At 69.6% G+C, this 24,946-nt stretch carries 18 protein-coding genes; 11 read left to right on the forward strand and 7 right to left on the reverse strand.

The features are described from left to right. The first annotated feature begins 45 nt into the window (after positions 1–45). The 3 genes from speB (at position 46) to ABZ855_RS03970 (ending at position 4,100) form a co-directional block, all read left to right on the forward strand. Positions 46–1,149, forward strand: coding sequence for an agmatinase (speB, locus tag ABZ855_RS03960; protein ID WP_360800431.1), 1,104 nt, complete (start codon positions 46–48; stop codon positions 1,147–1,149). Then, positions 1,146–2,501, forward strand: coding sequence for a 4-aminobutyrate--2-oxoglutarate transaminase (gene gabT, locus ABZ855_RS03965; RefSeq protein WP_360800434.1), 1,356 nt, complete (start codon positions 1,146–1,148; stop codon positions 2,499–2,501). The genes speB and gabT overlap by 4 nt, the downstream gene beginning before the upstream one ends. Before the next feature lie 123 nt (positions 2,502–2,624). Next, positions 2,625–4,100: an amino acid permease gene (locus ABZ855_RS03970; RefSeq protein WP_360800437.1), complete on the forward strand. Its 1,476-nt coding sequence runs from the start codon at positions 2,625–2,627 to the stop codon at positions 4,098–4,100. Positions 4,101–4,209: 109 nt separating this feature from the next. On the opposite strand, the gene ABZ855_RS03975 is transcribed toward ABZ855_RS03970, so the two are convergent. Next, positions 4,210–5,214, reverse strand: coding sequence for an Lrp/AsnC family transcriptional regulator (locus ABZ855_RS03975; protein WP_360800440.1), 1,005 nt, complete (start codon positions 5,212–5,214; stop codon positions 4,210–4,212). Positions 5,215–5,455: 241 nt separating this feature from the next. Between ABZ855_RS03975 and ABZ855_RS03980 the strand changes: the two genes are divergently transcribed. Both ABZ855_RS03980 and ABZ855_RS03985 read left to right on the forward strand, forming a co-directional pair. Continuing rightward, on the forward strand, positions 5,456–7,333 hold the full coding sequence (locus tag ABZ855_RS03980) for an endo alpha-1,4 polygalactosaminidase (protein WP_360801127.1): 1,878 nt from the start codon (positions 5,456–5,458) through the stop codon (positions 7,331–7,333). A 96-nt stretch (positions 7,334–7,429) separates the two neighbouring features. Next, positions 7,430–10,831, forward strand: coding sequence for a BTAD domain-containing putative transcriptional regulator (locus ABZ855_RS03985; RefSeq protein WP_360800443.1), 3,402 nt, complete (start codon positions 7,430–7,432; stop codon positions 10,829–10,831). Positions 10,832–10,843: 12 nt separating this feature from the next. Here the strand turns inward: ABZ855_RS03985 and ABZ855_RS03990 are convergent, their stop codons facing one another. Further along, positions 10,844–11,023 carry a hypothetical protein gene (locus ABZ855_RS03990; RefSeq protein WP_360800446.1) on the reverse strand — a complete coding sequence of 60 codons (180 nt, stop codon included), beginning with the start codon at positions 11,021–11,023 and terminating at the stop codon, positions 10,844–10,846. 182 nt (positions 11,024–11,205) lie between these two features. Here ABZ855_RS03990 and ABZ855_RS03995 point away from each other — a divergent pair, with 182 nt between their 5' ends. The 3 genes from ABZ855_RS03995 to ABZ855_RS04005 all read left to right on the forward strand — a co-directional run bounded on the left by ABZ855_RS03995 (position 11,206) and on the right by ABZ855_RS04005 (position 14,247). Continuing rightward, positions 11,206–12,501 carry an MFS transporter gene (locus ABZ855_RS03995; protein ID WP_360800449.1) on the forward strand — a complete coding sequence of 432 codons (1,296 nt, stop codon included), beginning with the start codon at positions 11,206–11,208 and terminating at the stop codon, positions 12,499–12,501. Between the two features lie 112 nt (positions 12,502–12,613). Beyond that, on the forward strand, positions 12,614–13,315 hold the full coding sequence (locus tag ABZ855_RS04000) for a hemerythrin domain-containing protein (protein WP_360800452.1): 702 nt from the start codon (positions 12,614–12,616) through the stop codon (positions 13,313–13,315). After that, complete coding sequence (locus ABZ855_RS04005) at positions 13,312–14,247, forward strand: pyridoxamine 5'-phosphate oxidase family protein (protein ID WP_360800455.1); 936 nt, start codon at positions 13,312–13,314, stop codon at positions 14,245–14,247. Before ABZ855_RS04000 ends, ABZ855_RS04005 begins: the two co-directional genes overlap by 4 nt. A 387-nt stretch (positions 14,248–14,634) precedes the next feature. Here the strand turns inward: ABZ855_RS04005 and ABZ855_RS04010 are convergent, their stop codons facing one another. The 5 genes from ABZ855_RS04010 to ABZ855_RS04030 form a co-directional block, all read right to left on the reverse strand. Continuing rightward, entirely contained in the window at positions 14,635–15,846 is a 1,212-nt protein-coding gene (locus tag ABZ855_RS04010) for a cytochrome P450 (RefSeq protein ID WP_360800458.1), read from the reverse strand. 40 nt (positions 15,847–15,886) lie between these two features. Continuing rightward, the gene (locus ABZ855_RS04015; protein ID WP_360800461.1) at positions 15,887–16,339 is read right to left on the reverse strand and encodes a flavodoxin domain-containing protein; all 453 of its coding nucleotides are present in this window, start codon (positions 16,337–16,339) and stop codon (positions 15,887–15,889) included. Position 16,340: 1 nt separating this feature from the next. Then, complete coding sequence (locus ABZ855_RS04020) at positions 16,341–17,645, reverse strand: FAD-dependent oxidoreductase (RefSeq protein WP_360800464.1); 1,305 nt, start codon at positions 17,643–17,645, stop codon at positions 16,341–16,343. 182 nt (positions 17,646–17,827) lie between these two features. Further along, a complete protein-coding gene (locus tag ABZ855_RS04025) occupies positions 17,828–19,243 on the reverse strand; it encodes an APC family permease (RefSeq protein ID WP_360800467.1) in 1,416 nt (471 codons plus the stop codon). A gap of 240 nt (positions 19,244–19,483) precedes the next feature. After that, on the reverse strand, positions 19,484–20,467 hold the full coding sequence (locus ABZ855_RS04030) for a C-terminal binding protein (protein ID WP_360800470.1): 984 nt from the start codon (positions 20,465–20,467) through the stop codon (positions 19,484–19,486). 221 nt (positions 20,468–20,688) lie between these two features. Between ABZ855_RS04030 and ABZ855_RS04035 the strand changes: the two genes are divergently transcribed. The 3 genes from ABZ855_RS04035 to ABZ855_RS04045 all read left to right on the forward strand — a co-directional run bounded on the left by ABZ855_RS04035 (position 20,689) and on the right by ABZ855_RS04045 (position 24,838). Beyond that, positions 20,689–21,615 (forward strand): LysR family transcriptional regulator, encoded by a 927-nt coding sequence (locus tag ABZ855_RS04035; protein ID WP_360800473.1) that lies wholly within the window; start codon positions 20,689–20,691, stop codon positions 21,613–21,615. A gap of 192 nt (positions 21,616–21,807) precedes the next feature. Then, positions 21,808–23,430, forward strand: coding sequence for an NAD(P)/FAD-dependent oxidoreductase (locus ABZ855_RS04040; protein ID WP_360800476.1), 1,623 nt, complete (start codon positions 21,808–21,810; stop codon positions 23,428–23,430). Between the two features lie 37 nt (positions 23,431–23,467). Further along, the gene (locus tag ABZ855_RS04045) at positions 23,468–24,838 is read left to right on the forward strand and encodes an NAD-dependent succinate-semialdehyde dehydrogenase (RefSeq protein WP_360800480.1); all 1,371 of its coding nucleotides are present in this window, start codon (positions 23,468–23,470) and stop codon (positions 24,836–24,838) included. Positions 24,839–24,946: the final 108 nt, after the last annotated feature.

Consider the following 24,946-nt stretch of genomic DNA (forward strand, 5'->3'; position numbering starts at 1 on the left):
CCCGTCTGCTGTGACCACCTCCGCATCCCCAGGAAAGGCGCCGTCATGGGCACCCCCCTGCCTCCCCAGCCCCGGGTCCGCCTCGACCAGGTGGTCGGACAGACCGACTTCACCCAGGTCCCCCGCTTCGCGGGACCCACCACCTTCGCCTCGCTGCCGCGTCCCCACGAGACCGGCGATCTCGACGTGGCCGTAGTCGGTGTCCCGTTCGACGCCGGTGTCAGCTACCGGCCCGGTGCCCGCTTCGGCCCCCAGCACATCCGTATCGCCTCCCGCCTGCTGCGCCCCTACAACCCCGAGGCCGACGCCTGGCCCTTCCTCGGCCAGCAGGTCGTCGACGTCGGCGACATCACCGCCCACCCCTACGACATCCCCGCCGCCATCACCTCCATCGAGCAGGGCGCGCGCAGCATCCTGGAACGCGCGGGCAAGCTGCTCGTCCTCGGCGGCGACCACACCATCGCCCTGCCGGTGCTGCGCGCGCTGCACGCCCGGCACGGGCCGATATCCGTCCTGCACTTCGACGCGCACCTCGACACCTGGGACACCTACTTCAACTCCCCCTACCTGCACGGCACACCCTTCCGCCGCGCGAGCGAGGAAGGGCTGCTGGACCTCGAAGGATGCATGCACGTCGGCATTCGCGGCGGCTTGTACGGGCCCGGCGACATGGACCACGACCGCGCACTCGGCTTCGTACCCGTGCGCTGCGAGGAGATCGAGGACATCGGCGTACGCGGCACCGTCGAGCGCATGCGGGCCCGACTCGGCGAGCGCCCCGTCTACGTCTCGGTCGACATCGACGTTCTCGACCCGGCGTTCGCGCCGGGCACCGGCACACCCGAGTCCGGCGGACTCACGTCTCGTGAACTGCTCATGATGCTGCGCGCCACCAGCGGTCTGAACGTGGTCGGTGCGGACATCGTCGAGGTCGCCCCCGCGTACGACCACGCGGAGATCACCGGTGTCGCCGCGGCCCATGTCGGCTACGAGCTGCTGTCCGCCTGGGCACCGAAGATCGACCCGTCCCGGGCACCGGGCAGTACCCGCGGGGTGCGTGAAGTCCCGCCGACCGAGCCGGACTCGGCGCGACAGCCGCACAGCGGCGACACAGAAACTTCCGTGCATCTTCTCCAGGAGTCGTCATGACCGTACTGACCGGAGGTCCGGCCGTTCCTCAGGAACGCCGTCTCCTCACCGCGATCCCCGGCCCCAGGTCGCAGGAACTGATGACGCGCAAGAAGGGCGCCGTCGCGGACGCCATCGCCACGGTCCTCCCGGTTTTCGCGGCCCGTGCGGGTGGCGGGATCGTCGAAGATGTCGACGGCAACCGGCTGATCGACCTCGGCTCAGGTCTCGGGGTCACGGTGGTCGGCAACGCCGCGGAAGCGGTGGTACGCCGCCTCTCCGAGCAGGCGGCACAGTTCACGCACACCGCCTTCAGCGTCACTCCGTACGAAGGCTATGTGCAGGTCTGCGAGGCACTCGCGGACCTCACGCCGGGTGACCACGCCAAGAAGTCCGCCCTGTTCAACAGCGGTGCCGAGGCGGTGGAGAACGCCGTGAAGGCCGCCCGTTCGTACACCGGGAGGCAGGCCGTGGTCGTGTTCGACCACGGGTACCACGGTCGGACCAACCTGACGATGGCGCTGACGGCGAAGAACATGCCGTTCAAGCACGGCTTCGGCCCGTTCGCACCCGAGGTCTACCGGGTGCCCCTGGCGTACGGGTACCGCTGGCCGACCGGTCCTTCGAACGCCGGTCCCGAGGCCGCCGCGCAGGCCATCGACCAGATCACCAAGCAGGTCGGCCCCCGGAACGTCGCCGCGATCGTCATCGAGCCGGTGCTCGGTGAGGGCGGCGTGATCGAGCCGGCGAAGGGATTCCTTCCGGCGATCCGCGAGTTCGCCGCCGACAACGGCATCGTCTTCGTCGCCGACGAGATCCAGTCGGGCTTCTGCCGCACCGGTCAGTGGTTCGCGTGCGAGGACGAGGGCATCGTCCCGGACCTGATCACCACGGCGAAGGGCATCGCGGGCGGTCTGCCGCTCGCCGCCGTCACCGGTCGCGCCGAGATCATGGACGCCGCGCACGCGGGCGGCCTGGGCGGCACGTACGGCGGCAACCCGATCGCCTGCGCGGCCGCGCTGGGTGCCATCGAGACGATGAAGGAGATGGACCTCAACGCCCGGGCGAAGAACATCGAGGCGATCATGAAACCCCGCCTCTCCGCCATGGCGGAGAGGTTCGACGTCATCGGTGACGTCCGGGGTCGCGGCGCCATGATCGCCGTCGAGCTGGTCAAGGACCGTACGACCAAGGAGCCGGACCCGGAGGCGGCGGCAGCTCTGGCGACCGCTTGCCACCAGCGGGGTGCCCTGGTCCTGGTGACCGGCACCTACGGCAACGTCATCCGCTTCCTGCCCCCGCTCGTCATCGGCGAGGACCTCCTCAACGAGGGCCTCGACATCCTCCACGAGGCTCTGGAAGCCCGTCAGTAAGCCCCCCCCTCAGCCCCCCCTCGCCCCCCTCAGCCCCTCGGGCAACCTGCGGATCCCCGACAACCCCCGCTGGAGGTACATGATGTGTAGAACAGGCAGCGCTTCGTCCCCTTGGGGGACGCCATGACGACCGAGCGGACGACTGAGCAGCTGAACCCGCCGGAGGCGGTCCCGGGCGGACTCAAGAAGGAGTTCACCCTTCGCAGCGCCTTCATGATCGCCTTTGTCTTCCTCTCCCCGATCGTGGCGGTCTACGGAGTCTTCGCCCTGGTCGTGGCCTCCGCCGGGCCCGCCGGCTGGTGGGCCTTCCTGATCGTTCTCGTCGGGCAGCTTCTGGTGGCCGGTGTCTTCGCGCAACTCGCCTCGAAGTGGCCGTTCGAGGGCAGCGTGTACCAGTGGTCACGCCGTCTGGCGGGGGAGCACTACGGCTGGTTCGCGGGCTGGGCGTACATGTGGTCGCTGATGGTCGCCGTCGCCGGTGGTGCCTACTACGTGGCCGGCTTCCTGCCGATCATTCTCGGCACCGAGCCCTTCGGGAGCACGACGAAGGTCCTGGTCGCGATCGCCGTGACGATGGTGGTGACCGCCCTCAACGCGGCAGGGCCGAAGGCCGTCAAGGTCTTCGCCGTACTCAGCCTGACGGCCGAGGTGGTCGGCAGCATCGTGCTCGGCATCATCCTGCTGATCGGGCACCGCCACCAGCCGTTGAGCGTCGTCTTCGACACCGCCGGAACGGGCGGCGGAGACTGGCTCTGGACGGGTCTGTTCGCGGCGGTGGGCTTCGTCGGCTGGGCGTTCGTGGGCTTCGAGAGCGCCGGCGCCATCGCGGAGGAAGTGGTCGACGCCGAGCGGAACGTCCCGAAGGCCATGGTGGCGTCGCTGCTGGCGATCGGTGCCGTCGTGCTGTTCTCGGGGCTCGCCCTCGTCCTGGCCATTCCGGACATGCAGGCCGTCGTCTCGGGTGCGGTGCTCGACCCCACCGCCGAGACGGCTCAGGCGGCGCTGGGCAACAGCGTCACCAAGCCGCTGTTCGTCCTGATCGTGATCGGGTTCCTCGCGAGCATGACGGCCGCGCAGACCAGCGCGTCCCGCATCATCTGGTCCTTCGCACGCGACAACGTGCTGCCTGCTTCGGGCCGCCTCTCCCGGCTCGCCGGGCGCCACCAGTACCCCCTGGCCGCGGTGGTCACGGCCGGCGCGCTGTCCATGATCGTGCTCTGCGCGGGCTTCTCGGCGAAGTTCTACAACACCCTCGTGAGTTTCTCGACCGGCGGCTTCTTCGTCGCCTTCGCGATGCCCGTCGTGGCGGTACTCGTCCACCGGATGCGCGGACGGTGGACACCGGGTCGCGTCACTCTGGGGCGATGGGGCTGCCCCGTCACGGTCGTTGCGGCGCTCTGGCTGGTCTTCGAGCTGGTCAACATCGTCTGGCCCAGGTCGCCCCAGCTGCCCTGGTACGAGAACTACGCCGTGCTCCTGGCCATGGCTTTCGTGGCGCTCCTCGGTTTCGTCCTGTGGTTCAACGTCCGCACCAAGGTGGCGCGCCTCGCCGACACACCGTCGGCCACCCCGCCGGTGCCTGCCGGGGACAGCGCATGAGTACCTCGCGATTACCGGGGGGTGAGGAGATCGCGATCCGGGAGTGCCGCCCGTCACGGGTGGCACTCCCAGATCGGTTTTCCCTATCGGTTTTCCCTCGGAGTCGAGTTCACAGAGCCGTCCACGTGTACGGCAGCTTGTGTATGTCGATGTAGCCGAACGTCTCCGTCGAGGTGATGCCGGTGATCTGGCGCAGCACCGTCCCGGTCAGGTGGTACAGATCCGCCCGACTCGCGCAGCTGACCTCCAGCAACAGGTCGTACGGCCCGGTGGTCGCCGCCACCACTTCCACCTCGTCGATCTCCCGTAGGGCGTCCACGACTTCGGGGATCGGCCCCTGCACCCGCAGGCCCACCCCCGCCTGGACCCGCCGGCCGTACAGAAGCTGGTTGGTGATGGTCACGATCCTGACCACGTCCCGCTCGAGGAGGCGCAGCACCCGGCGGCGCGCGCTTGCGTACGGCACGCCCGACTGCTCCGCCAGTTCCTTGAACGAGGCCCGGCCGTCCCGCTGGAGAACAGCGATCAGGGCACGGTCGGAATCGTCGAACTCCTCCCTCGCGCCCGCGCCCGTGCCCGTAGCGGTGCCGGGGCGCCCCCCGCCGAACAGGAGTTGCTGGGAGCCTTCTGTCGCGTACTTCTCCACCGACAGGTACTGCATGGCGAGACAGGTGAGTACTCCCGGAATGCCGCGCACCGACTCGTCGAGCACCCGCAGCAGTTCCCGGTCGTCCCGGCACACGAGTTCGACGATGATGTCGAACATGCCGGTCGTCTGTACGACGAGGTCGGCCTCGGGGACTTCTGCCAGAGCTCGGGCGACGGGGAGTACCGGCCCCCGCACCGTGATTCCCACCAACGCGAAGCTGTCCAGGCCCACCGTGGTCGGGGAGACACTGCCGATCACCTGAATGACATCGTCGGCGATCAGACGCTTCAGCCGTTCACGCACCGCGTCGCCCGACAGTTCGACCCGGGCGCCGAGTTCCGCGTACCCCGCTCGCCCGTCCGCGATGAGAAGTCCGACGAGCTGTTGATCAACAGCATCGAGCAGCCCTCCAGGGACCTCCCTGCCCCTCGACGACCTGCCGGCGGACTGACTTGACGTTTCCACAGCGGGGTCCCCCTCAGGCGGCGCTACGATTTCATATCGTACCTCCGTAACCCGTGAAGTTTGCATTACTGGAACATCTGCAAGAGATACTCACAGTGCTGCGCGATCGACTCGGTCCTTGGGCCGCATGCTGCTGGGCTCGGCCTGGGCCGGAGGGGGACGTGGGATGTCCCCCCGGGGGCTAGTCTGAGGCCCCTGAACAGGCTTTCGACGCGCGGTGCATGGGAAAGGTGGACCGGTGATCTCGCTGAAACCCGGCGATCCGAAGTCCATAGGCGGCTATGTACTGGAAGACCGGCTCGGTAGTGGCGGGATGGGCGTCGTCTATCTGGGCCGCTCGGCCTCGGGACGGCAGGTCGCGGTCAAGGTCGTGCACGCGCAGTACGCGCTGGACGAGGAGTTCCGGGCCCGTTTCCGGCAGGAGGTCGCGGCGGCCCGCAGGGTCAGTGGTGCGTTCACCGCGCCGGTGGTGGACGCCGATCCGGACGCCGAACAGCCGTGGATGGCGACGCTGTTTGTGCCGGGCCGCACGCTGTCGGACGTCGTGGCCAAGGGCGGGCCGCTGCGTGGACGCGAATTGCGCACGCTGGGGCTGGGACTGGTCGAGGCGCTGCGGGACATCCACCGGGCGGGCTTGGTGCACCGGGATCTGAAGCCGAGCAATGTCCTGATGGCCGAGGACGGACCCCGTGTCATCGACTTCGGCATCTCCCGCGCAGTCGACAACCAGGCCCTCACCGTGACAGGGCGGTTGGTCGGCACCCCGCCTTTCATGTCCCCGGAGCAGTTCGCCGCGCCGCGGGATGTCACCGCGCCCTCGGACGTTTTCTCATTGGGCTCGCTGCTGGTGTACGCGGCCACCGGTAACCGTCCGTTCGACGGCGAAAGCCCATATTTGACGGGCTATCAGGTGATGTACGAGGCACCGGTCCTGGACGGAGTCGCGGAACCGCTCCGAAGCATCGCCGAACGCTGCCTGGACAAGGACCCGGCCGCCCGGCCCGAACTCGCCGAACTGCACCGCATGCTCATGGCGCTGCCGGATTCCGCCGCGTCGGTCGGGCCGGTCGGGCCGGTCACACCGGCAGTGACCGGCTCAGCGGAAGCAGGGCTCCACGTTTCCCCTGCGCGCCCCGTTCCAGGAGGCCCGGCCACCACCGCGGGGGAGAGGAGGAGGGGCAGGGCCCGAGCCGGTCACGGTCGTCGAAGGCGGCGCATCTTCGTCAGCCTCGCCGCAGCCCTGACCGTCGCCGGGCTGGGCGTCGCGGCGGTGAAGACCTGGTCGCACCACAGCAACGCTTCCCAGCCGTCCGCGGCGTCCACGTCCGCAGGGCCCAGTTCCGCAGCGTCCGCGGCCACCGCGTCTGCGGCCGCGCCCGCGCCCGCGCCCGCGCCCGCGTCCGCCGCCAAGGTGACGCTTCCGCCGAAGCACGTGCGGTGGGACTACCAGATCGGCGGCGCGTACCCCCTCCCGGCCGGGGTACGGGTGGTCAGCCGCAGCCACGAGGACGCGCCCGCGCCGGGTGCGTACAACATCTGCAATATCAACGCCTTCCAGGCGCAGGAGGACGAGAAGGGCGACTGGGACTCCGACCTGCTGCTGAGCGACGCCAGCGGCCACATCGTCTACGACAAGGACTGGGGCGAGGCGGTCCTGGACATCCGCACGGACGCCAAGCGGCAGCGCATCGCCGCCAAGGTGAACGCCTGGATCGACGAGTGCGCGGCCAAGGGGTACGAGGCCGTCGAGCCCGACAACTACGACTCCTTCACCCGCTTTCCGAAATACCTCACGGGCGACGAGGCCAAGGCGTTCATGAAACTGCTGTCGGTGCACGCTCACGAAAAGGGCCTGGCCATCGCCCAGAAGAACACCCTTGAGCTCGTGGCCGACCGCGCGTCCGTGGGCCTGGACTTCGCCGTGGTGGAGGAGTGCGGCGAGTGGAATGAGTGCGGCCAGTTCGCGGAGGCGTTCGACAACAACGTGCTCGTGGTCGAGAACACGGCGAAGGGCCTGTCGGAGGTGTGCTCCGGGTGGAGCAGCACACTGAGCATCGTCCGCCGCGACCAGTCGGTCGTGTCCAAGGGTACGAGCGGCTACATCCGCGAGACTTGCTGAGCCCTTGGCACCTTGCCCGTGCCCACAATTCAATCGGTGAGACATTGGCGGGCCGGTTCGCCCACCGCCCCTCGCCTGTTCTAGGTTCGCCACACCATGGTCGAGATATCCGTGCTTGGCCCCCTGCGGGTCGAGGTCGAGGGGCGGGCGGCGAACTTCGGCAGCCGTCTGACGCGTGCGATCCTCGCCCAGTTGCTGATCGCACGCGGGGCGTACGTGCCCGTGGACCGGCTCGTGCGGCAACTGTGGCAGGGGACCCCGCCACCGAGCGCTCACGCGTCTTTGCAGGGCTATGTCGCGAGGCTGCGCCGAGTCCTTGAACCCGACCGCCCGCCACGGGCACCAGCACGCTTGCTGGCCAGTGCGCCGTACGGCTATGCCCTGCGGCTGTCACCGGACCAGCACATGGTGGACGCCTGGCACTTCGAACGCGAGCTGGCGGCATGCCTCGCGCTGCCACCGGGCCATGACGCCGAGGTGGCCCACCGGCTGAGGGCGGTGATGAACCTCTGGTCCGGAACCGCCTACGCCGAGTTCGCCGACGAACCGTGGGCGGCGGACGAGAGCGCGCGACTGGAGGAGCTGCGGCACGCCGGGCGGGAAACCCTTGCCGCCGCCCGCCTGAACAGCGGCGCTCTGCACGACGCCCTCGCGGACGCCGACACCCTCACCCGCGAGCAGCCGCTGCGCGAGGAGGGCTGGCGCCTGCTGGCTCTCGCCCTGTGGGCGAACGGCCGGCAGGGGGACGCCTTGGCGGCGCTGCGGCGCGCCAGGGACAGTCTGCGCGACGAACTGGGTGTCGACCCGGGCCCGGAACTCGTCGAACTGGAACAGGCCGTACTCCAGCAGCGGCTGGACATCCTGCATCGCTTCACGCGTCCGGCCCTCACCGACCACCCGCAGCAGCAGGAGATCGCGTTCGCGCAACCGACCTCACAGGGCGCGACTCGCGTCGCGCCATTGGCCGCCGCCGAACTCCTGGGCCGGGACACCGAACTGACCGAACTGGCGTCCGCGGCGGACCTGGTACGTCAGGGCCGGGGGCAGCTCGTCCTGCTGTCGGGTGAAGCGGGGATCGGCAAGTCCAGCCTGCTCGACCACCTGCAGAGCCACCTCCCGGAACAGGGGTGGCTGGTCGCCGTAGGACAGTGCCCGGAAACCGACGGAGCACCTCCCGGCTGGGCCTGGTTCGACGTCTTCGGCACGCTCGCCGCCGTAGCCCCGCCTTCCGGTGACCTCGCCGCGGTGCTGTCGGTCGACGCCCCGGACGCCCTCGGCGCGTGGGCGGCCACGGACGGCAACCCGGCCCAACGCTTCCGCCTGCACCGGGCTCTGCTTTCCTGGCTCCGGGACATCGCCGCCCAGCGCCCCCTGGCCCTCCTCCTGGACGACCTTCACCGAGCGGACGAGGAGAGCCTCGAACTGTTCCTGCTGTGCGCCGAGCAACTGCGCACCGTCCCCCTGCTCCTGGTCGCCGCCTACCGTGCCGACGAAGGCGACATGACCAAGGCTCTCGGCCGCCTGGCGCGCTGCTCCCCACGTCGTCTCGCGCTGAACGGGCTGCCCGCGGCGTCCGCACGGCTCCTGGTGCGGCAGGCCTGTCCTGTCGCGGTGAGCGAGGAGACGGCCGCCGCTCTCGCGGAGCGCACCGGCGGTAATCCGTTCTATCTGCGCGAGAGCGCCCTTCTGCTGGGTGAGGAGGAGGCAGGGGAGGCTCTGGACCGGGTTCCGCAAGGCATTCTCGACACATTGCGGCGCCGCTTCGCGCGCTTCGAGCCGGCCGATCTCGCGGTGCTGCGGCTCATGGCGGTGGCCGGACGCCAGACGACGGTGGATCTGCTGGTCGCCGCCGCCGACGCGGACGAGGAGCGGGTCCTCGACGCTCTGGACGCGGGCGTCGCCGCCGGACTGGTCGTCGAACCCGGTCCCGGCCAGGTCAGGTTCTGCCACGCGCTGGTCCGCGACGCCCTGGAGGTCGACCTCACCGAACTGCGCCGTGCCCGCATGCACTCCAGGCTGGGCCACTGCCTGTTGAAGCTCGGCTCCCACGATGTGGCGGCGGTCGCTCATCACTTCCTTCGGTCCTGCAACGTGCTGGCCGCTGACGCGCCGCTCGCGGTGGAATACGCCCGCAGAGCCTCGGAACAGGCGGTCCAGCGCTACGCGCCGCGCGTCGGTGAAGACCTGCTCAACGCGGCTCTGGAGTGTCTGGAACGACACCCCGCCGCCTTCGCCGCGACGGACGCCCCGGCACTGGAAGTGGCGCTGCTCGGCCGTCTCGTCCACATCCGGGTCCGGCTCGGCGCGATGGCCGGCGCGCAGCAGGTCCTCAGCCGGGCCGTGGAGCTGGCGCGCGGCCAGGGGCGCGACGACCTGATGGTGGCCGCCTACAGCTCATGGACCGAGCCCACCCCGTGGTACTCGCGCGGCTACGGGATCACCGACGCGGTCGCCGTCGCGGACCTGACCCGGCTGCTGGACCGCTCCGACCTGGAGCCGCGCCAGCGGTGCCTGCTGCTGGACAGGCTCGCCTGCGCCCACGATCTCGCCGATGCCCGTGCCGAGGAGCCGGCGCGTGCGGCCGTGACGCTCGCCCGGGGCCTGGGTGAACCGCGTCTGGCCGCCCTCACGATCACCTCGCTGCTGAGAATCGTCGACTTCCTGCAGGGCCCGGACGCGGTGCTGCCGCTGAACCGCGAACTCGCCCTGCTCGCCGAATCCGACGACATGCCGGAGTACGCGTGGATCGCCGAGTACACGGCGGCACGAGTGGCCGCGGTCCGTAACGACCTGCCCGCTCTCAACCGCCATCTCGACCTGGCCGACGAACTGGCGCGAAGCCATGAACTGGCCGGCACGAACGCCCTCGGCCTGCTGCGACACCCGATGCTCGCCACGGCGCAGGGGCGCTTCCAGGAGGCCGAGCAGACCCTGCTGAAGGCCGTGGACGTCCTGCGCGAGCAGGGAATGGTGAACCTGGAGGGCCTGGTCGCCCTGACGCTCGGCTGTGTGCGGCAACAGCAGGGCCGACTCGCCGAGATCGCTCCCGCGGTACTGGCGGTGTACCGGCAGATCCGCCCCGCCAACGAGCCTCTGCCCGTCCTCGCCCTGCTCGCCGTCGGCGATACGGACGGCGCCCGAGAGGTGTACGCCGAGCGCGTCCCCCTCCGGCGCGATTTCTCCTTCTCCATCCAGGCGACGCTGAGGGCCGTCGCCGTCGTCGCCCTGAACGACAGCGCCGAGGCCGCCGAGCTGTATCCGATGCTGCTGCCCTTCCGCGACGAAGTTGCCGGGGCCGCCAGCCTCTGCATCGCTCTGCGGCCCGTGGCACAGTCCCTCGGGGAGCTCGCCGTGCTGCTCGGCCACACGCACGAGGCCCAGGAGCACTTCGTGCGAGCCGAGCGCGTGGCCCACCAGTGGAACTCCCGGCACTGGGCGGACGCCGCCCGCGACGCCCTGACCGCGCTTCGGGAGGGTGGCGGCGAAGCGCGGCCATGAGGCCGGCCGACGTCAGCTGTGGGGTGAGCCGTAGGCCCGGAAGGGCGCCACCTCACGTCGCGCGTAACGGCGCCGCCCGACCAGCCTCCGGGCCAGGCGACCGACGGCAGTGACACGGGCGAGAAGCCAGGGCCGTTCCCGCAAGTCGGCGTTCTCCAGGAGCCTGCTGTCGGTCTTTCTCTTGGCGGACACGTGCACCTCTCCGATAACCCACGGCGTTCTACTGGCAAGGCCAGATGCTGCGGGCCTGCGGTTGGAGCCGACTTGTCATCGGATGGCAAGCACAGGGCACCAAGTCAATGCCAAGACCGGCGCGACACGCTGGGCCCCGTTGCCCATTCACAGCCGATTTCCCCGAGGATCAGAGCCCTTCCATGGTCACCCCCTCCCTTGTCGCGCCGGTCGATGACCCGCGTGCTGGCGTCACTCCTATGCGCCGTCTGGCCCCGGCCCTCATGATGTCCGAATTCGCCTTCACCATCGCGCTGGCAACCCCCGTCCAGTTGTTGCTCGCTCTTCATCTCGACGCCATCGCGAATTCCGGGGCTGCTACCGCATTCGGTATTGTCACCGGCTTCGGCGCCCTGGTCGCGATACTGTCCAGCCCTGTCGCCGGCCGGATTTCGGACCGCACCCGCACTCGTCTCGGCCGTCGCCGCCCGTGGATGCTCATCGGTTCCTTCTTCGGCGCACTGGCCTTGGTCGCTGTCCCTTTCACGACCGAGGTCTGGCAGATCGTGCTGCTGTGGTGCGGTGTGCAGACGGCCTGCACGTTTCAACGGGCCGCGAGCAGTGCCCTGTTGGCGGACCAGGTGGTCAAGGAACGCACGGGACGCGTGACGGGACTGCTCGGCCTGGCTGCCGCGTCGGGACCGCTCGTGGGACTGGCCCTCGCCGATGTGGTCCCGGGTGGCAGAGCCGGCCAATGGCTGGCGACAGCACTGTTCGCGCTAGGGTCCACCTGTATCGCGTTCTTTCTGCTCCGTGAGCCACGCACGGACTCGCCGAGACTTCCGCTGAACCTGCGGACCGTCGCCACGTCGTTCTGGCTCGACCCCCGTCGCCACCCGGCGTTCGCCTGGGCATGGCTTGTCCGCTTTCTGATCACCTGCGCCTACGCCTCCAGTACGTACAGCACTTTCTTCCTCATGGAGCGATTCGGCGTGAACGCAGAGGAATTGAGCCGTGTAGTGCTGTTGCTCGGGATTCTCACGATCAGTTGCGTCGCTGTGTCGTGCGTGGCCGCGGGGTATTTCTCCGACTGGATACGACGCCAGAAGCCGTTCCTGGCCTTTTCCGGTGTGCTGGCCGCTGCGGCCCTTGTGATGATGGCCTGGGCCCAGAATATGACATTGATTTACGTCGGAGTGGCCGTCATGGGCATCAGCATGGGTACGTTTCTCTCCGTCGACCTGGCTGTATGCGTGCGCGTTCTGCCCAATAGGGCCGACTCGGCCAAGGATCTGGGGATTTTCAATGTCGCCAACTCATTGCCGGACTCGCTCGTACCGCTGGCTGCGCCGGTCATGCTGATGATCGGCGGCTACACCGCGCTGTTCGGCACCTTGGCGGCCTTCGGTCTGCTCGGCGTCCTGGCGTGCTCCAGACTTCCCGAGGTCGGACGCGAGGGCGAACCGGGCCGGTGGACTGTGCCCCTCACACGCGGCTGAGCCGAAAGTTCTCGGGGCCAAGCAGATGCCAAGTGGATGCCAACCCGAGTCCAAGCGGTGGGGGCGACCCTGGGAGCCTGTTGCCAGTATCCGATCGTTGGAGCTTCTGAGCGTGTCCACCAGTGGTAAGACTGACGAACTTCCCCCAGCCGAGCGGCCGTACACCCATGAGATGGTCGTGGTCCACCGGGTCTTCCGGCGCGAGTCGGCGCTTCTGCCCCGGTTGGTGCGCGCGGTGCCCGACGGCGGTACAGCCCGCGCGAAACAGGTCGCCGAGCACCTGCGCGCGTACGTCGGCGGTCTGCACCATCATCACGCGCTGGAGGACGAGCTGGTCTGGCCGTTGCTGCACGCACGTGCCGCGCAGGACGACGAACTGGTCTCCCGCATGGAGCAGCAGCACCATCGCATAGACGAGAGCCTCGCGGCGGTCGCGCAGTGGACGCCCGCCTGGGAGCGGACGGCGGACCGTATCGCCGGGGAGGAACTGGCCCTGGCGCTGGACGCGCACCGTACCGTCCTGCTCGAACACCTCGATGACGAGGAGTGGTTGGCCCTTCCGCTCGTGGCCGAGCATCTGACCGTCGCGGAGTGGGACCTGGTCGGCACGCGTGGACTGGAGCAGGTACCGAAGAACCAGCTCTTCATCGCCCTCGGCGCCCTCCTGGAGGAGGCCACCGCACAGGAGAGCGCCCACTTCCTCGGCAAGGCCCCTCTCCTCGGCCGGCTGCTGTGGAAGCTGGTGGGCAGACGCCAGTACGCCGCCGCCCGCAAAGTGATCCGCGGCCCGCTGGACGGGGGGCCCGACGCGTGAGCGTGCTCGACTCCGCCCCGCTCGACGTCCTGGACGCCTACCGGACCTGCGAGTTCGTGACACTCGGCAAGGACGGCACCCCGCTGGTCTGGCCGACGGCCGTGTGGCGCCGCCCCGACGGGACGCTGCTGCTGTCCACGTCCCTCGCGTTCGCGCAGAAGGCGCTGAACATCCGCCGGGACGGCCGGGTCGCCCTGCTCTTCTCCGACCCCACCGGCAGCGGCCTGGACCAGGCCCCGGAGATCTTCGTCGGGGGCCGCGCCGAATGCCCCGACGAGATCAGGACCGGTCCCCAGGGAGCCGAGGACTACTGGCGGATGCTCTTCGAACGACAGCCGCACAGCCGCGCGTACGTCACCGCTCCGCTACGACGGCTGATGGACTGGTACTACCTGCGGCTGCTGATCGAGGTGACCCCCGGCCAAGTGATCGTACGACCACCGCTGCGGGAGCTTCCCCCGACCGAGCCGCCCCGCCCGAGCGGGCGGCCCCCGCTGCCGGGAGCCGAGCTGCTCGCCCGGTATCCGACGGCGGTTCTGGCCGCCTGCGACGCCTCCGGGGCGCCCGTTCTCGCACGGACCCGGCCGGTACCGGCGGACGACGGCTTCGCGATTGACGTACCGTCCGACTGCGCCGCGGCGCCGGGGCCCGCCTCCCTGCTGGTCCACAGGCACGACGAGCGTCTCAACCACATGCAGAACGCGCTCGTCCGAGGCGAGCTGCGGGCGGTGGGCGACGGCTGGCTGCTGGTGCCCACCAAGGTGGTGGAGCCGATGGGCTCGGGCCGCCCGAGCGACGCGGTACGGCTGCTGCGCCGGACGAAGCGCGCCACCAACCGCTACCTGGAACGGCGCGGCCTGCCACGACAGCGGGTGCAGTGGGACGAGTTCAGGGCGCTCGCGGCATCGGTACGGGGGCGGAGCAGTGCCTGATCGCCCTGCGCGCGGGTCCGGGTGAGGGTTGGCCCCCGCCCGACTTGCGTCGGCCGGCGGTGGGCCGGGGTCATGGGCGGCGTTGCGATACGCATGGCCTGCGGGAGGCCGGGCGACCACGTGGGAGAACGGGCGGCAGCGGTTCGACCGCCCGCAGACATTCCGCCGGGCGGGGGAGCCCGCGGCTGAACCAGCGCACTTCAGGAGCCCGCCGTTCATGCCGAGGCCGCCAGGGAGCCGACGCCCCCACCTGCCGGCATCGCGTCGTGCCCTCAGGCTCACGCGGCCCGGCCCGGCCCGGCCTCCCACCGGCCGGGCCGGGCCTCGTGACGGCCCACCAGAGTGGAGCAAGAGTTGAGGGGCCGTGACACGAACGCCCCAGTGATCTCAGTGCAGTCGCACCGGCAGCTTGTCGAAGGCGACCAGTCGGTCGGTGCGGACCTCGACGGGATCGCCGGCGAGTTCGACCGAGGCGTACCGCTCAGCGACGAGGCCGAGGATCGCGCTGGTCTCGGCCCGCGCCAGCAGTTGCCCGGCGCAGGCGTGGGTGCCGAGGCCGAAGGTCAGGTTCCGGCTCGCGTCGGGCGGACGGTTGTAGTCGAACTCGTCGGGGTTCTCGAACACCGCGGGGTCCCGGTTCGCCGCGCCGATCGGGTACTTGACGCACGAGCCGGCGGGGATGTGGACGCCCTGGATCTCGATGTCCTCGTTCGGAAAGCGGGTGATGATGAGCTCCACCGGGTTCAGCCGCGCCAGTTCGTTGATGAAGGCGTCCCGGATCTCGGGACGCCGGCCGAACTCCGCCATCAGGTCCGGTCGTTCGGCGAACAGCTTGAATCCGGCGCCGATGAGGTAGGCGGGGTTCGGGCCGCCCGACATGTAGAGCAGCACCGTGGTCTCCAGGACCTCGCGCCAGGTGAGGTCGCCGCGCCCGTGAGCCGCGAGGAGTTCGTCGACCAGGCCGTTTCCGGGCGCCTCGGCGGTCTGCTTCTCCCGCACGTACCGCTCGGTCTCGGCGAACATGAAGTCCATGCCGGCCAGCGACCTGGCGTGGATGTCCTCTCCCGGCGCGGTCGCGTTGATGAGCATCGCGTCCCACAGCGCCCAGAACATTCCCTCGACGTCACCCACGGGCATGTCGAGGATGCGGCACATCGTCAGATGGGTCGGCAGTACGCCGAGGTCGAAATGGGCGTCCACCACCTCACCGGGGGTGAGCCGGTCGAGCGCCTCGACCGTGAAATCGTGCGTCAGCCGCGCCCAGGTGCCGATCTTCTTCGGAGTCAGCCAGCGGTTCGTCAGCCGCCGCATCCTGGTGTGCTCGGGCGCGTCCTTCGACAGGACCGTGTTGTCGAACGCGGTCCACGGGTGCGGCGGCGCACCGGGGACGGCGAAGGACGGCGGCTCCGCGATCCGCATGCACGGAAGTTTCGCGTTGTGCATGGTGTCCGCGTGGTTCAGCACCACGTAGGTGTTCTCCGTCGTCCGGTGCACCGGCGCGATCGCCCGCGCCCGCTCGTACGCCGGGTACGGGTCGGCCCGGAACTGTTCGTCGTTCCACGGGAACAGCGCCGAGGCGTCCTCGATGGTCAGGCTCATGGGTGGTCACTCCTTCGGATCCGGTCGGGCTGAGGCGAGGTCAGACGGCCACAAGGGGCAGGAGGTCACGGGCCCAGGCCTCGGCGAGGTCGGTGGCCGGGGTCGTCGACGCGGCGTCATGCCTGGCCGTGGTCCCGATCTGCTCGGCGCCGAGCTCCAGGAGGGCCGTACGGAGGGTCTCGATGGCGTTGTTGAACGTTTCGTAGACGCTGTCGCCCAGCCCGAACGCCGCGAAGCGCACGCCGGTGAGGTCGGGGCGCTCCGTGACGAGCGCGTCGTAGAACGGCGCCGCTGTCTCCGGCAGTCCGCCCTCCCCGTAGGTGGAACTCACGAACACGGCGAGCTCCATGGCCGCCAGGTCGGACACCTCGACGTCGGTCAGTTCCGAGGTGACGGCTTCGAATCCCTGCTCACCGAACGCGGCGGCGATGTCGTCGGCGACCATCTCCGCGTTGCCCGACTCGGTCCCGAACAGGACGTGTACGACGGTCATGTCACTTCTCCTGGGTTGTCGACGGCCCGGTTGTGGCCAACGGTGTGGAAGGCGGGGCGGCGGAACCCGCCGCCGCGGCGAGGAGTTCGTCCCTGGTGGTGAACTTGGTCCGGCATCTGTCGGGTCGGGCGCGCCGGAGCTCCGCGTCGTCGATGCGCCGCCACGCGTCGAAGTCCACCGCGGAGGCGGGCAGCCGGTCGCGGAGGCCGGCCAGGCCCGCACGGCGCGGCTGGACCTGGCCGCGGAGGAACGCGAGGACGTCCTTCGCGGTGTCCGCCGCCAGCTTCCGGTTCTCCGCCAGGTTGCCCAGCCGGCCGGTGGCCGGGCCGCCCACCCGGAAGACGTTCGGCGCGTCGAGGCCACCGGACCGGGCCAGGTGCGCCGCCGGGGACTCGAACCCGAGCGCCGTGATGACGGTGTCGGCGTCGACATGGCCGACCTGCCCGCTGTCGCCCGCCCGGTGCGTCGTCACCCGGATCCGGCCGCCGTGCCGCCGGATCGAGGCCGGAACCTGCTCGAACCGCACGTTCACCGTCGTCCGGGGGGAGTTCGTCGGCTCGCCGGGGAGAGGTGTGCCGTCCACGTTCACCTGGACACCGACGACCTGGGCGAGTTCCCTCACCATCGACGCGTCCCACTTCGCCAGCTGCGACGGACATCGCCCCAGGATGTGGATCGTCCGTACGGGGCTCGGCGCCACCGCGCGCAGGGCGTCGTCGTCGACGTCGGACGCGATGAGGTCCAGGTCGGACTTCGACAGCAGCCGTGCGACGTCCACCGCGACGTTCCCGGTGCCGAGGACGACGACCTCGGTACCGAGGCTTTCGAGGCCGCCCGGCCGGTGGCGCAGAAGGGCGTCCGGGTCCGAGTTCAGCAGCCGGATCAGGTCTCCGGCGCCGACGACCCGGGCGTCCGGATCCTGGTCCACGGCCAGTTGCCGGTCCGCCCCCAGCCCGGTCGCGAGGACGACCGCGTGGAAGTTCTCGAGAAGCGACGCGAAGCCGATGTCGTTCCCGACGGACACGTTTCCGAGGAACTCCACTCCTGGCTGTGCGAAGACCCGCTCGAACTGGCGCGACACCGCTTTGGCGCCCTGGTGGTCCGGCGCGATGCCGTACCGGACCAGCCCGAACGGCGTCGGCAGTGAGTCGAGGAGGACAATCTCGACGTCCGGCTGTCCCTTGCGCAGAGCCTGGGCCGTGTAACACCCGCTGGGGCCGGCGCCGACGACCGCGACCCGGAACGGGAACCCGTCGCCGGTGGCGGCGGCCGGTCGGTTCGGCGCTGTCTCCGCCGGAGTTCTCATGGCTACCTCGGTTGCTGCGGAATCGTTCGACAAATGCGTTGAACAGCTGCGTTGCACAGTCGCGTTGAACAGTTGCGTTGAACGGTAACTAACTAACGGTAGTTAGCATAGGGGGCGCCGACCTCGTTCTCGCGCGGGACGTGATCACTCGATCGAGGTCGGTCCCCTTCAGCGGAAGGCCGTCACAGCTCCTGGCGGCCGATGCGCTGGTAGACCTCGGGGCGTCGGCCGCGCAGCACGCGCGCGTGGACCATCCCGACGACGAACAGGGCGAAGGTGAAGAACAGGAAGAACGACGTGACGAAGCCGGATCCGCCGAGCAGGTCCGAGTAGTTCGCCACCGCGAGGTACGCCACCACGCCGACCCCGGCGGCCGACACGAGCGGTGCCGCCGCGGTCTTCCACGCGGGCTCGGAGGACGGATTGCGGCGGAAGTAGAAGAACACCGCCAGGCTCGCCGCGAACAGGAGCAGCAGGATCGCGAAGGAACCGATGCCGGACGCACGCGCGTACAGGACGTTCGGGTCGCTGCCCAGCGCCACGAACAGGACCACGCCGATCGCCCACAGCGCACCGATGATGGACGCGGCCAGGTACGGCGACCCGTGCCGGGGATGCACCTTGCCCAGCGCCTTCGGCACCACCCCGTCGGCACCGAGGGAGTACATGTACCGTGCCGTGACGTTGTGGATGGACAGCATCGACGCCAGGATCGAGGTCATCAGCAGCACGGTGACGACGTCCACCACGGTCTTGCCGACCAGGGCGGTCATCGAGTCGGTGAACAGTCCGCCGAGGTTGGCCGTGGCGACCGACTGTGCCTTGTCGGCCCCCGTGAAGGCGATGTAGGCCCACGCCGCCAGGGCGTAGAAGACACCGATGCCCGCGACGGACAGATAGGTGGCCCGGGGGATCGTCCGGTCGGGGTCCTTGACCTCCTCGCGGAAGATGACGGTGGCCTCGAAGCCGAAGAAGTTGCCGACCACGAACAGCAGGGCGAGACCGATGTTGGGGTCGGTGACCGAGGGCAGGCCGAGTGAGGCACCTCCGGCGCCCGACGGGGCCCCGTGGGCGAACGACGCGATGTCGAAGACGACGACGACCACGACTTCGAGCACCATGACGGTGGTCAGCACCTTGGCCGAGAGGTCGATGCGCCGGTAGGCCAGCGCGGTGGTCACCGCGACGATCGCCAGCGCGTACCAGCCCCACGCGATGTGGGGACCGCCGAGGTTCTTCTCCACGTAGCTCTGGACGGTGATGGCGAAGAACGGCGGCGCGAAGAACCCGATCATGAAGTAGCCGAACGTCGCGAGGAACGCGCCGCCGAGACCGGCCGAGCGGCCGAGTCCCTGGGTCACGAAGGCGTAGAAGCCGCCGGGGTTGGGCACGGTGCGGCCCATCAGGGTGAAGCCGACGCAGAAGGCCAGGAGGACGACCGTGGCCACGAGGTAGATCGCGGGCCCGGTCTTGCCGCCGTACATCAGCAGCACGGGGATGAAGCCCGCCACCGTGGTCAGCGGCGCGGAGAACGCGAGCACGCTCATGGCGAGCTCTCCGACGCCCATGTTGCCCTGCAGTCGTCGCGGCTGATCCACGACTTCCGCCTTTCGTCTCTCACCACTCACGGTGGGGACCTGCTCGTGTCTTGCCATGAGTTTCTCTTCCTGGTGGGGCCCACCCGAGCTACCGCGGGGCCGGTTGTGGTTCGTGTCGCCTCCCGGGGGATGCCGTCCTGTTCAGGACGTGCTCACCGCGTGGAGCTCGCTGCGCCGGCTCAGTGCCCGCGCAGACGTTCGGGTGTGGGGGGAGTTGGCCGCGGCGCGCCGCCGGTCCGGTCAGGTGACCAGGTCCGACAGCGGCAGCCCCGTCAGGGCCTGGCGGGCGCGCAGTACGACGGCCTCCTGGAGTGCGTCCATCGCCAGGTCGGACCGCCACGCGACGTGCGGGGTCATCACCAGGTTCGGCACGCCGCGCAGGACGTGATCCGCGGGCAGCGGCTCGGTCGTGAAGGTGTCCAGACCCGCACCCGCCAGATGGCCGGAGCGCAGCGCGTCCGCCAGCGCGGCCTCGTCGACGAGCCCGCCCCGCGAGACGTTGACGAGGACCGAGCGAGGCCGCATACGGCGGATGACCTCGGCGGACACCAGGTTTCTGGTCGTGGCGGACAGCGGGAGGTGCAGCGACACCACGTCGGACCGCAGGAGCAGTTCCATCAGAGGCGCGGCCGGCACCGAGTCGAAGGTCGCGTACGGGTCGTAGGCGCGGACGTTGGTGCCCAGGGCCGCGTACCAGCGGGCGACCTGGCGGCCGATCCGGCCCATGCCCACGACGGCGACGTCCAGCTGGGAGAACCGTGGTGTGTCCATCCCGACGCTGCCGGCCCACTGGCCGGCCTCGATGGCCGACTGTCCCGCCGGGATGCGCCGCGCCAGCAGCAGTCCCATGGTGAGCGCGTGCGAAGCGACCTCCTCGGTCGCCGCACCCGGCACGATCGCCACCGGCACACCGTTCGTCCGGGCGGCCGTCACGTCGATGTTGTCGTAGCCGATGCCGTACCGCACCACCGCGACGCACTTCTTCATCGCGGCGAAGTCCTGGGCCTCGACGGGCGCGTACGGGGTCACCAGCACCACGGTCGCTTCGGGGATCGCCGCGCGGAACGCCTTCTTGTCCGGCGCCATCACGAAGTCCAGCCCGAACTCCTCGGCCAGTGCCCGCTCCCGTTCCAGGCTCGGGTATTGCTGAGGCCCGACAAGGAGCAGACCTCCGGCATGACCGGCGGTGTCGGCCGGGATTTCGGTGCTGCTTGCAAGAGACATTTCAACAGCCGCCTAAAACTGTTCGCGGGGGAAAGTGAAATGAAACGTAAGGACCGACGAACAGCTCGTCAACGGGTCCGGCGCAGTGGAATCGGAATACGTCCGAACCGGAAACGGTGTGTTGTCGGAACCGGATTAATCTCGTTGTCCCGAGACTCTAGCTAACTAACGGACGTTAGCCTATGGTGGGTGTCGAGCGTCACAAGCGGAGGTGTACGACCGTGAACGTGCGACAACTTCAGGCCTTCCTCGCGGTCGCCGAACACCTGCACTTCGGCCGTGCCGCGGAACAGCTCTTCATGGCCCAGGCCCCGTTGAGCCGCACCATCCAGGCGCTGGAGGGCGAGCTCGGCAGCCGACTGTTCGAGCGCAACACCCGCTCGGTCTCCCTCACGCCTGCCGGCAAGGCGCTCATCGGACCGGCCCGTGAGGTGCTGGCCGCCGTCGCGGTCGCCGAGGCCGCCGTCGGCGCGGCGCTCTCCGGCGAGTCCGGCACCGTCCGGGTCGAGTTCTGCGGGGTCGCGGCGCACCCCCTGGTGGCCGCCCTCTCCCGAGGCATGCGCGCCGACCACCCCGGCATCCGGCTCGATCTGACCTCGCAGGCCGTCTCCAGGCCGACGGTCCGCCGCCTGCTGGACGACGAGGTGGACGTCGGTCTCGGCCGCTTCGACAACCTGCCGCCCGGCCTCGACAGCGAGGTCCTGATCACCGACTCCCTCGTGGTCGCGATGCCCCGGACCCACCGGCTCGCCGGCGCCCAGGTCGTCTCCTTCCAGGACGTGGCCGCCGAGCCGTTCGTCTCCCTGCCCTACGCCACCGGATCGGTCACCACCGACCGGCTGTGGCGGCTCGGCTACGCGCACGGCGCCGGCGGCGTCAACAACGTCCAGTTCGCCCCCGACACCTCCTCCTGCCTGGCCCTGGTCGGAGCCGAGGTCGGCTGCCATCTCGCCCTGCGCTCCGTGTCCCGTTCGACGGCCAATCCCAACGTCGTCTTCATCCCGCTGGCCCGACGCGAATGCGAACTCGTGCCCGATGTCCATCTGCGGGCGGCGTGGCGGTCAGGGTGTGCGGACCGACCCGTCGAGGCCGCGCTCGGACACCTGCGCCGTTCTCTGCCTCAGGGCCGCCCGGCCGCCGTCGCCTGAAAGCCCGTGCGGCCGCATTGATCATTTCAGTTACGGAAACAATCGCCCGGCGCCTTCGCATCAATGATGTCTGGCGATCAACATTTCCCGGACGTAACGTCGCTTTGTCGAAATCGCACGCGACTCCCTTCCGGCAATCTCGCTGAAACAAAGTCGCTTTTCTGTGCGTGAGATCCCGCAAAGGAGCAATGAATGGGCAGCGAAGAAACCGCTCGTGAGATCGACGCACTCGTCGTGGGAACCGGCATGGGCGGCGTCATGGCACTGCGCACCCTCACCGCCGACGCCGGTCTCGACGCGATCGCCATCGACAGGGCACCGAAGGTCGGCGGCACCTGGTACTGGAACCGCTACCCCGGCGCGCTTTCCGACACCCAGAGCTTCATGTACCAACTGCCCTACGACCGCGAGCTGTTCCAGCGCACCGACTGGCGCACCCGCTACGTCCCCGGCCCCGAGATCCGCCAGTACGTCGAGGACGCCGTCGACTTCTGGGACCTGCGATCCCGGATCCAGCTGGAGACCACCCTGGTCGGCGCGGCCTTCGACGAGGAGAGCGCACACTGGCACGTCGTCACCGACAGGGGCGAGTTCCGCGCCCGCTTCCTCGTCACCGCCGCCGGCCTGCTCTCCCGGATCAACGTCCCCGACTTCCCCGGCATCGACCGGTTCCAGGGCCGTGTCGTCCACACCGCCGACTGGCCCGAGGACCTCGACATGACGGGCCTGCGCATCGGCGTCATCGGCAACGGCTCCACCGGCATCCAGTTCATGACCGAGGCCGCCAGGACCGTCGCCCACCTCACCTCCTTCCAGCGCACCGCGCAGTACACCGTCCCGGCCGGCAACCGCGAGTGGTCCGAGGCCGAGCTGGAGCAGTTCAGGGCCACCTGCGAGGACCGCTGGGAGGAGTTCCGCACCTCCAAGATCGGCTTCGGCGTCGACGAGACCACCCGCAGCATCTGGAGCGTCTCGGCGGAGGAGCGCGAGGCCGTCTTCGAGTGGGCCTGGCGCAAGGGCGGCAACTACACCTTCGCCAACGAGACCTTCTGCGACGTCACCAGCGACCGCGCCGCCAACGAGCTCGCCGCCGACTTCATCAAGCGGAAGATCAAGGAGATCGTCAAGGACCCGGAGACGGCCCGCAAGCTCACCCCGACCGAGCTGTTCGCCCGCCGCCCCATCTGCGACTCCGGCTACTTCGAGATCTTCAACCAGCCCCACGTCACCCTGGTCAGCACCCGGGAGAACCCCATCGAGGAGTTCGTGCCCGCCGGCGTCGTCACACGGGACGGCACCCTCCACGAACTCGACGTCCTGGTGCTGGCCACCGGCTTCGACGCCGTCGAGGGCAGCTACCGGAACATGGACATCCGCGGCACCGGCGGCAGGACCCTCAAGGAACACTGGGCCGACGCCCCCCGCAGCCACATGGGCATGACCGTGGCCGGCTTCCCGAACCTGTTCATGGTCCTCGGCCCCAACGGCCCGTTCGTCAACAACCCCTCCGCCATCGGCGTCCAGGCCAAGTGGATCGCCCAGGCCGTCAGCAGCGTCAAGGACACTCCCGGCGCCTCCATCCGGCTGCGCGAGGAGGCCGAGGAGAACTGGCTCCAGGCCTGCCTCGACGCGCTCAAGGGCTCGCTGTTCCTGGAGACCGGGTCGTGGATCTTCGGCAACAACATCCCCGGCAAGCGCAAGGCCCGGACGGCCAACTTCTACGTCGGCGGTCTCGACCGGTTCATCGCGATCTCCGAGGCCGAGGCGGCCCAGGGATACCCCAGCTACGAGGTCCGCGTCCCGTCCGCGGTCTGACCCACACCCCCCCCGCAAGCGGTTGGAGAAGCAAGCCATGTCCACGTACCAGACGATCTCGCCGCTCACCGGTGAGGTGCTCGCCGAGTACACGATGATGACCGACGCCGAGGTGGCCGAGGCACTCACCCGTGCCACCGACGCCTACCGCGACTGGGCCCGGACCGGCGTCGAGGAGCGGGCCGCCGTGCTGGCCCGTGTCGCCGCACTGCACCGCGAGCGCGGCGCCGAACTCGCCGAGGCGATGGCGACCGAGATGGGCAAGCCCCTCGCCCAGGCCGAGGGCGAGGTCAACCTCGCCGCGTCGATCTACGAGTACTACGCCACCGCGGGCGCCCGGCTGCTGGCCGACGAGGTGATCGAGGTCGGGGCCGGGGGACGGGCCGTCGTCCGGACGGCTCCCACGGGCCCCGTGCTCGGGATCATGCCGTGGAACTTCCCGCTCTACCAGGTCGCGCGGTTCGTCGCCCCCAACCTGCTGCTGGGCAACACGGTCCTCCTCAAGCACGCCCGCTCCTGCACCCGCACGGCGCTCCTCATCGATGCCGCGGTCGCCGACGCGCACGCCCCCAAGGGCGTCTACGAGAACCTCATCGTGTCGTCCTCGCAGATCGGCGCTCTCATCGCGGACGTCCGCCTGCAGGGTGTCTCGCTGACCGGCTCCGAGGAAGCGGGCCGGATCGTGGCCGAACAGGCCGGCCGGCACCTCAAGAAGTGCGTCCTGGAACTCGGCGGCTCGGACCCCTTCATCGTCCTGCCGGACGCCGACCTCGACCTGGCGCTCGACCTGGCCGCCACCGGCCGGTTCAGCAACGCGGGCCAGTCCTGCACCTCCTCCAAGCGCCTGATCGTCCACAGCGACGTCTACGACCGGTTCCTGGAAGGGTTCCTCGACCGGGCGAAGCAGTGGAACACCGGCGATCCGCTCGACCCCGAGACCCGCATCGGCCCGATGGCGTCCGAGTCGGGCCGGCAGGAGATCGCCGAGCAGGTCGAGGACGCCGTGGCCAAGGGCGCGGAGCTGCACCTGGGCGGTGCGGTCCCCGAAGGCCCCGGCGCGTTCTACCCGGCCACCGTCATCACCGGGGTCACCCCGGACATGCGCGCCCACAGCGAGGAACTCTTCGGACCCGTCGCCGTCCTGTACAAGGCCGACTCCGTGGAGGAGGCCGTCGAACTCGCGAACGACTCCCGGTTCGGCCTCGGGTCAGCCGTGTTCACCCGCGACGAGGACCTCGCCGCGGACATCGCCGAGCGCCTGGAGGTCGGCATGGTCGGCCTCAACACCCTTATTCGCAGCCAGCCCGACCTGCCGTTCGGCGGCGTCAAGGCGTCCGGGATCGGCCGCGAGCTCGGCCGCCTCGGCCTGGACGAGTTCGCCAACAAGAAGATGATCCGCCTCTCCTGACGGCTTCCCGTCCCTCGTACGGCGCCCTGCCCGCAACCCTCCCCGGCGGGCAGGGCGCAGCCGTGAACGGCACACGCGGCCCGACGACTCACCCCCTGCGTGAACGAC

The sequence above is a fragment of the Streptomyces sp. NPDC047042 genome (genome assembly GCF_040644035.1).
Taxonomy (GTDB): domain Bacteria; phylum Actinomycetota; class Actinomycetes; order Streptomycetales; family Streptomycetaceae; genus Streptomyces.

Coding starts and splice junctions, on each gene's coding strand:
- ABZ855_RS04015 (WP_360800461.1), bottom strand. CDS start 16,339: ATGACCGTCGTACACGTCCTGTTCGGGACCGAGTCGGGCAACGCGGAG.
- gabT (WP_360800434.1), top strand. CDS start 1,146: ATGACCGTACTGACCGGAGGTCCGGCCGTTCCTCAGGAACGCCGTCTC.
- ABZ855_RS04045 (WP_360800480.1), top strand. CDS start 23,468: ATGTCCACGTACCAGACGATCTCGCCGCTCACCGGTGAGGTGCTCGCC.
- ABZ855_RS04020 (WP_360800464.1), bottom strand. CDS start 17,645: ATGAGAACTCCGGCGGAGACAGCGCCGAACCGACCGGCCGCCGCCACC.
- ABZ855_RS04010 (WP_360800458.1), bottom strand. CDS start 15,846: ATGAGCCTGACCATCGAGGACGCCTCGGCGCTGTTCCCGTGGAACGAC.
- speB (WP_360800431.1), top strand. CDS start 46: ATGGGCACCCCCCTGCCTCCCCAGCCCCGGGTCCGCCTCGACCAGGTG.
- ABZ855_RS03970 (WP_360800437.1), top strand. CDS start 2,625: ATGACGACCGAGCGGACGACTGAGCAGCTGAACCCGCCGGAGGCGGTC.
- ABZ855_RS04030 (WP_360800470.1), bottom strand. CDS start 20,467: ATGTCTCTTGCAAGCAGCACCGAAATCCCGGCCGACACCGCCGGTCAT.
- ABZ855_RS03985 (WP_360800443.1), top strand. CDS start 7,430: ATGGTCGAGATATCCGTGCTTGGCCCCCTGCGGGTCGAGGTCGAGGGG.
- ABZ855_RS04040 (WP_360800476.1), top strand. CDS start 21,808: ATGGGCAGCGAAGAAACCGCTCGTGAGATCGACGCACTCGTCGTGGGA.
- ABZ855_RS03995 (WP_360800449.1), top strand. CDS start 11,206: ATGGTCACCCCCTCCCTTGTCGCGCCGGTCGATGACCCGCGTGCTGGC.